Here is a 6,602-nt window from a genome sequence, read left to right on the forward strand (position 1 = left end):
AGTGTTCTCCCTATTTAACTGAGCCCTGATGTACTGAAATAGTCCATGGATCGGTGCAGCGTGTCGAGACGTGTATGTCGACGTTACCGGGCAGCCCGGCACGCAGGACCCCCGAGGCTTGCCCGCACCATGGCCACTCGCTCGCCCAGTGCGTCACCCCGACCAGCGCCGGCGCCCCGGCGACCGCTCGATGGTCGCCCGCGGGGTGGTGGCGCAGGTCCGCGGTCACGTAGGCGTCCACGTTTTCGGCCCTGACCAGCTGAAGATAGCTGTCACCGGCGCCGCCGGATACCGCCACCGTGCGGATCGGCCGGGCCGGGTCGCCGGCGCCGAGCACCCCGGGTGCGGTGGCGGGCAGCGCCCGGGCGACACGGTTGACGAACTCGGCGAACGGCTCGGCGTCCGGCAGCTCGCCGATGCGGCCGATCCCGGTCACGCCGTCGGGCTTCGCGTCGAGGGGCCGCAGGTTGGCGAGCCCGAGGGCGAGTGCGAGGGCGTCGGACACTCCGGGCGATGCGGAGTCGGCGTTCGTGTGGGCGCAGAACAGCGCGATCCCGGCCCGGATCATCCGGTGGACGAGCTTGCCTTTGACGGTGTCCGTGCCGACCCCGTGTACTCCGCGAAGCAGCAGCGGATGGTGCGCGATGATCATCTGCGCACCCAGCTCGATGGCCTCGTCGACCGTCTCCTCGACGACGTCGACGCAGATGAGGACCCGCGAAACCGGCTCGGCCGGGTCACCGCAGACGAGGCCGACGGCGTCCCACGATTCGGCCAGCTCGGGAGGGTACGCGGTGTTCAAAAGGGCGATCACGAAGCCGACGGCTGACATGCGGCGATCTTCGCACGTACCGTCTGTAGGTATGCGAACTCGGTCTTGGATCGCCGCTGTCCTCGCCGCCACGCTGCTGGCCTTCAACACGACGCGCGTATCCGCCACGACACGCTCGCTCTGGTCGCTGACGGATCTCGCCGCCCAGCGCGTCGAGGTCGCGGACAAGGTCGCCGCCGCGAAGTACGGCACGCCGTCACCGATCGACGACCCGGTGCGCGACCAGCAGATCCTCGACGACGTCGCGGCGAAGTCCGGGCCGCTCGGGCTGGACCCCGCCGAGACCGTGGCGTTCTTCCGCAACCAGATCGAGGCGAACAAGGTCGTGCAGCGCGGCCTGTACGCCCGGTGGGCGGCGCATCCGGACGAGATCCCGGCCGCGCGGCCCGACCTGGCCACCGAAGTACGCCCGGTGCTCGACCGCCTCAACGCCGGCCTGCTCGCCGAGTTCGCCGCCACCAGGGCCACCCGCGCCGGCCGTACCTGCGGGGTCCGGCTCGCGGTGACCGTCCGGCTGGTCACCTGGCAGCGGCGCCTCGACGCCCTGCACCACAAGGCGCTCACCAACGCCGTGCCGTCGGTCTGCGCAGCCTCGTAGCCGTACGCCGATCACCCGCGAGCGGTCGTCCGCCGCCCTCGGGTGATCAGGAACTGCACTGGGGGGCTCGATGCGGGCGCAGGCGACGCTGTCGGCGCACGGGTATCCGACCGCCCATGTCGCGTCCGAAGTGGACGAAGACCGGCTCGGGGCGGACCTGCTGCTCGCCGCCGGTGACGAGCACGTCCAGTTCCTGCTGGAGAAGGCCGTCGACCCGGCCAAGGTGCGGCTGCTGCGCTCGTTCGACCCCGCGGCCGAGGAAGGAGCTGAGATCGCGGACCCGTATTCGGGCGAACCCGAGGGCTACGAAGACCTCCTCGCGATGATCGAACTCACCATGCCCGAGCTGCTGCGGTGGAGCCGCCAACAAACGAACTTGGCGATCACCTGACAAACTGCGAACATGACAGCGCGTCTCCATGTCTGTTTCGTCTGTTCTGGCAACATTTGCCGGTCGCCGATGGCCGAACTCGTCTTCCGTGCCCACCTCGAGCGCGAAGGCCTGGCCGACGTCGTCAAGGTGTCGAGCGCCGGAACCGGCCCGTGGCACGTCGGCGAGCGCGCCGACTCACGTGCGCGGGCGACGCTGCGGGCGCACGGGTACGGGACCGAGCACGTCGCGGCCGAGGTCGGCGCCGAACACCTGGACGCGGACCTACTGCTCGCCGCGGACCTCGGGCACTTGAGATTCCTGCGCGGCACGCTCGCGAACCCCGACCGCGCCCGGCTGCTGCGCTCCTTCGACCCGACAGCTGACACCGACGCCGAAGTACCGGACCCGTACTACGGCGGTGACGACGGCTTCGACGACGTGCTCGGCATGATCGAGCGTTCGATGCCGGGCCTGGTGACCTGGATCCGCGAGCACCGATGAACAACGCCGCCAACACCGCCAGCACCGCCAAAGCCTCCGATGCCTCCGCTGCCATCGACGCAGCGACGAGGCTGCTGACCGGGCCGGTGACCGACGCCCGGCGGCTCGGTTCATCGGTGTACCTGCTGATCACGCGGGCCAAGCCGCTCATCGCGAAGCGCGGCGCCGGCGAAGGCGCCGCGGTCGCCGAGGCCGCCGGGCTGCATTGGCTGGGAGAGCACGGCGACGTGCCGGTGCCCACGGTCCTCGGTTACGACGACGAGTGGCTGGTCATGGAGTACATACCGGCCGACAACCCGGGAAAGCACGCCGCCGAGGAGCTCGGCCGCGGGCTGGCGGCGTTGCACCTGCGCGGCGCGCCCGCGTACGGCAGCCCGCCGCCGGACGGGCCGGCTGACGCGTGGATGGGGCTGGCGCCCATGCGCAACGAAGCGTGCGCGGACTGGGCGTCGTTCTACGCGGCACATCGGATCGAGCCCTATGTCCGTTCCTGCGTCGACCAAGGCCTGTTCACCATTGCCGAAGCCGCCGTGTTCGACGCGGTGTGCGCCCGTCTCCCCGAACTCGGCGGCGAGCCCGAGCCGCCCGCGCGGCTGCACGGCGACGCGTGGACCGGCAATGTGCTGTGGGGCCGTGACGACCACGCGTGGCTGATCGACCCCGCTGCCCACGGCGGACACCGCGAAGCCGACCTCGCCATGCTCCGGATGTTCGGCACCCCGCTGCTCGACCACGTGCTCGGCGGCTACGCCGAAGCCGCCACCGACGCCGGTTCGCCGCTGGCCGACGGCTGGCACGACCGCGTCGACCTGCACCAGCTGTTCCCGCTGCTGATGCACGCGGCCGTGTTCGGCGGCGGTTACGCCCGCGACGCCCTCGTCGCCGCCCGTCGGTGCACTTCCTGAGCGCTCGAGTGCAGCGCACGCGCGGGCGTGGGTAGTTCGTGCACGAGTGCGTGTATTCGCTGCGTGTCCGTGGTGCGAACGGGGACCCTGAGGCCCGCGGCCTGCGGTGACGGCCTACCGTGGTGGACGTGGCGCGGTTGAAATTTTTGCTCCGGCCAGGCTGGCTGGCTCTGACGCTGCTGGTGTTCGCGTTCGCGGCCAGCTGCTTCCACATCCTGTCGCCGTGGCAGTTCAGCCGGAACAGCGAGCAGTCGGCGTCGAACAACGCCCTCGAAGCCTCCTTCACCGGCAATCCGCAGCCGCTCGCGCAGGTCCTGCCGAACAACGCCGCGCCGGACAGCAAGACCGAGTGGCACGTCATCACCGTCTCCGGCACGTACCTGCCGAAGGGCGAAGTCGTCGCCCGGCTGCGGACCGTCCAGGGCGAAGCGGCGTTCGAGGTCCTCACGCCGTTCCGGACCACCAACGGCGTGGTGATGCTGATCGACCGCGGTTTCCTCAAGCCGGACGAACGTTCGGCCGTGCCGCCATACGCCGCCCCGCCGACCGGCGTGGTGAACCTCGTCACCCGCGCCCGCCAGGACGAGACAGACCCGAAGCACCGCACCGCCTTCGCCGACCCCGCCACCGCGGACAAGCTGCAGAGCTACGTCGTGTCCTCGCAGGTCGTCGCGCAGGCGAGCAAGCTGGACATCCGGCCGGGCTACTTCCAGCTCGACACCAACCAGCCCGGCGTGCTCACGGCGTTGCCGCTGCCCCAGACCGACTCCGGCCCGTACCTGTCGTACGCGCTGCAGTGGATCGCGTTCGGCGTCATGGCCATCCTCGGCTGGCTGTACTTCACCGTCCGCGAGCTCAAGCCCGGTGGCGCGCTGACCCAGGAACCGGTGCACAAGCGCAAGTCCGTCGCGCAGATCCTCGCCGAGGACGACAACTCCGACCAGTTCCACGCGCCGGACCCCGTCCACTCCTCCCGCTGATCCTGGTCGCGCAAAAGACCCCGCAAGCGAAAAGTGGACTGCCGAAACTGCCGCGGGTTGGCACTTTTCAGGGGCCACTGGACTGCGGGAGGGTGGAGTCATGCTGATTCACCCGTGGGACAGCGCCCAGGACGACGCCGAGTGGAAGAGCTGGCTGGCCGCGCACGACTTCGGCCAGCTGATCGCCGGCGGCACCGGGCGAGACCTCCCGGTCGTAGTGCCCACGCATTTCGTCTTCGACGGCGACCGGGCCGTGTGGCTCCACCTGGCGCGCCCCAACCCGATCTGGCCGCTCCTCGACGAGCATCCGCGAGCGCTGCTGGCCGTCACGAGTGACTACGCGTACGTCCCGGCGGAATGGAACACCCCGCCCGGTGACGACATCGCGAACGGCGTGCCGACGTCGTATTACGCGTCCGTGCAGCTGGAATGCGACGTCCGGGTGATCGACGACCCCGACGAGAAAGCCGCGGTGCTCAACCGGCAGCTCGGCCATTTCGAACCGGCGAGCGGCCGGACCCCGGTGCCCGCCCCGGACTCGGCCGACCGGCGGCTGCTGCCGGGGATCCGCGGGCTCGAACTGACCGTGACCGCCGTCCGCGCGAAGTTCAAGTACGGCGGCAACAAGGAACCCGAGCACCGGGCGGAGATCGGCGAGCGGCTCGCGAAACGGGCTGGGCCGCTCGACGAGCCCGCCCGGGAGCACCTGCTACGGCGAGGCTGACTCAGCGACTACGGCGACGGCGGCGAAGACCGGCCAGCGACGCAAGGATCACCGACGTCACGCCCGCGAGCCAGCCGACAACGCGGGACAGCTCCACGGCGCGCGTCACGTGCCCGGCGTCGGGGTTGCGGCCGATTCCGATCACCGGCAGCTCTTCGACGCCGTGCGAGTACACCGTCCGGCCGCCGAGCCTGATCTCCAGCGCCCCGGCGAAAGCGGCCTCGACCCGGCCTGCGTTCGGGCTCGGGTGAGCGATCGTGTCCCGCCGCCATGCCCGCCACGCACCCTGCGCCGAACCACCGACGACGGGCGCACCGGCGACGGTGAGCAGCGCGGCGATGCGGGTCGGCACGAGGTGTACCAGGTCGTCGGCACGCGCGATGAACCACCGGTACGGCGCGGGTTTGCCACGGGTCACGCCGCGCAGGACGCTGATGGCGCGCGAGCCGAGCAACCCCGGCACGCCCGCGACCGCGCCCCAGATCAGCGGTGCGACAACCGCGTCGGTGGTGTTCTCGGCGAGCGTCTCGACCGACGCCCGAGACAGCGCGACGGCGTCGAGGCTGTCCGGCACGCGGGGATCGAGTTGGGACAGCGTGCGCCGCGCGGCGGCGAGTTCACCGTCTTCCAGGTCGCGTGCCAGCTCGGTGCCGTCGGACACCAATCCGGCGCCGCCGAGCACGGCCCACGTCGTCACCGCGGTGCCCAGCGCTTGCATGACGGGGCTACGGCGTCCGGCACGCTCGGTCAGGACGCCGACCAGCACGGCCGCGCCGGCCAGTCCACCCGCGAACGCGACTCCGGCGAGCGGGCGATCGGTCCCGAGTCTGCGTTCGAGCTCGCCGGCGGCCCGGGTGAACCGCGCCACCGGACGGCCGTTGCGGGGATCGATCACCCCGTCGGCCGCCAAACCCAGCAACAACCCGATCGCGCGCCCGGCGCTCACGTTGTGACCCCCTGGTCGCTTTGCCCGCCATCGGCGGTGCCAGGCGAGATTACTCGCCCGGCCACCGTAGGTTTGCGGGGAGTCAGCGGTTGGCCAGTGATAGGAGGTGGCGATGACGGTCGTCGTCGTGATGGGTGTGTCCGGTTCCGGCAAGACCACGGTCGGTACGGCCCTGGCCGAGCGCCTCGGCGTCGAGTACGCCGAAGCCGACGCGTTCCATTCGGAGGCCAACATCGCGAAGATGGGCGCCGGGATCCCGCTGACCGACGCCGACCGCGCGCCGTGGCTGCGGGCGATCGCCGCGTGGATCGGCGAGCACGAGGCCACGGGCGGCGTGGTGACGTCGTCAGCGCTGAAACGCCGCTACCGGGACGTGTTGCGCGGCGGCGGGCCGTGCTGGTTCCTGCACCTGGATGGCGCCCACGACCTGCTCGCCGCCCGGATGAACACCCGCAAGGGCCATTTCATGCCGGCGTCCCTTTTGGACTCCCAGCTCGCGGACCTCGAACCCCTTGACGCCGACGAACCGGGCATGGTCGTCGACGCGGCCGATCCGCCGGACACCATCCTCACCACCGCCCTGGTCGCGTTGACGGGCTTGTGAGCGTTGCGGCCACTGAGAACCGGCTGTCCCAGCCCAGGACATCGTGAACAGTTTATGTCTCAGAACATCGTGAACACTTGCCCGGCCAGCCTGCATGGTCACCGGTCCGAACCCGGTGACCATGCACCATGGCCAGAAC

At 70.6% G+C, this 6,602-nt stretch carries 9 protein-coding genes; 7 read left to right on the top strand and 2 right to left on the bottom strand.

Annotation, left to right across the window (positions count from 1 at the left end; all coding sequences use genetic code 11):
* Positions 1-10: 10 nt before the first annotated feature.
* Complete coding sequence (locus tag JWQ81_RS34865; protein WP_297548253.1) at positions 11-832, bottom strand: Nif3-like dinuclear metal center hexameric protein; 822 nt, start codon at positions 830-832, stop codon at positions 11-13.
* A 31-nt stretch (positions 833-863) separates the two neighbouring features.
* Here JWQ81_RS34865 and JWQ81_RS34870 point away from each other — a divergent pair, with 31 nt between their 5' ends.
* The 6 genes from JWQ81_RS34870 (at position 864) to JWQ81_RS34895 (ending at position 4,913) form a co-directional block, all read left to right on the top strand.
* Positions 864-1,430 (top strand): chorismate mutase, encoded by a 567-nt coding sequence (locus JWQ81_RS34870; protein WP_297548255.1) that lies wholly within the window; start codon positions 864-866, stop codon positions 1,428-1,430.
* Between the two features lie 70 nt (positions 1,431-1,500).
* Positions 1,501-1,821 carry a hypothetical protein gene (locus JWQ81_RS34875; RefSeq protein WP_297548257.1) on the top strand — a complete coding sequence of 107 codons (321 nt, stop codon included), beginning with the start codon at positions 1,501-1,503 and terminating at the stop codon, positions 1,819-1,821.
* 12 nt (positions 1,822-1,833) lie between these two features.
* A complete protein-coding gene (locus tag JWQ81_RS34880) occupies positions 1,834-2,304 on the top strand; it encodes a low molecular weight protein-tyrosine-phosphatase (protein ID WP_297548259.1) in 471 nt (156 codons plus the stop codon).
* Complete coding sequence (locus tag JWQ81_RS34885) at positions 2,301-3,209, top strand: fructosamine kinase family protein (RefSeq protein ID WP_297548261.1); 909 nt, start codon at positions 2,301-2,303, stop codon at positions 3,207-3,209. The genes JWQ81_RS34880 and JWQ81_RS34885 overlap by 4 nt, the downstream gene beginning before the upstream one ends.
* Before the next feature lie 137 nt (positions 3,210-3,346).
* Positions 3,347-4,189 (top strand): SURF1 family protein, encoded by an 843-nt coding sequence (locus JWQ81_RS34890; protein ID WP_297548273.1) that lies wholly within the window; start codon positions 3,347-3,349, stop codon positions 4,187-4,189.
* Between the two features lie 100 nt (positions 4,190-4,289).
* The gene (locus JWQ81_RS34895; RefSeq protein ID WP_297548263.1) at positions 4,290-4,913 is read left to right on the top strand and encodes an FMN-binding negative transcriptional regulator; all 624 of its coding nucleotides are present in this window, start codon (positions 4,290-4,292) and stop codon (positions 4,911-4,913) included.
* A gap of 1 nt (position 4,914) precedes the next feature.
* Here the strand turns inward: JWQ81_RS34895 and JWQ81_RS34900 are convergent, their stop codons facing one another.
* Positions 4,915-5,859, bottom strand: coding sequence for a cobalamin biosynthesis protein (locus JWQ81_RS34900; protein ID WP_297548265.1), 945 nt, complete (start codon positions 5,857-5,859; stop codon positions 4,915-4,917).
* A gap of 112 nt (positions 5,860-5,971) precedes the next feature.
* On the opposite strand from JWQ81_RS34900, the gene JWQ81_RS34905 reads away from it, so the two are divergent.
* Positions 5,972-6,463: a gluconokinase gene (locus JWQ81_RS34905; RefSeq protein ID WP_297548267.1), complete on the top strand. Its 492-nt coding sequence runs from the start codon at positions 5,972-5,974 to the stop codon at positions 6,461-6,463.
* Positions 6,464-6,602: the final 139 nt, after the last annotated feature.

Origin of the sequence: Amycolatopsis sp. (genome assembly GCF_025464955.1) — a bacterium.
In the GTDB taxonomy this organism is placed as follows: Bacteria; Actinomycetota; Actinomycetes; order Mycobacteriales; family Pseudonocardiaceae; genus Amycolatopsis.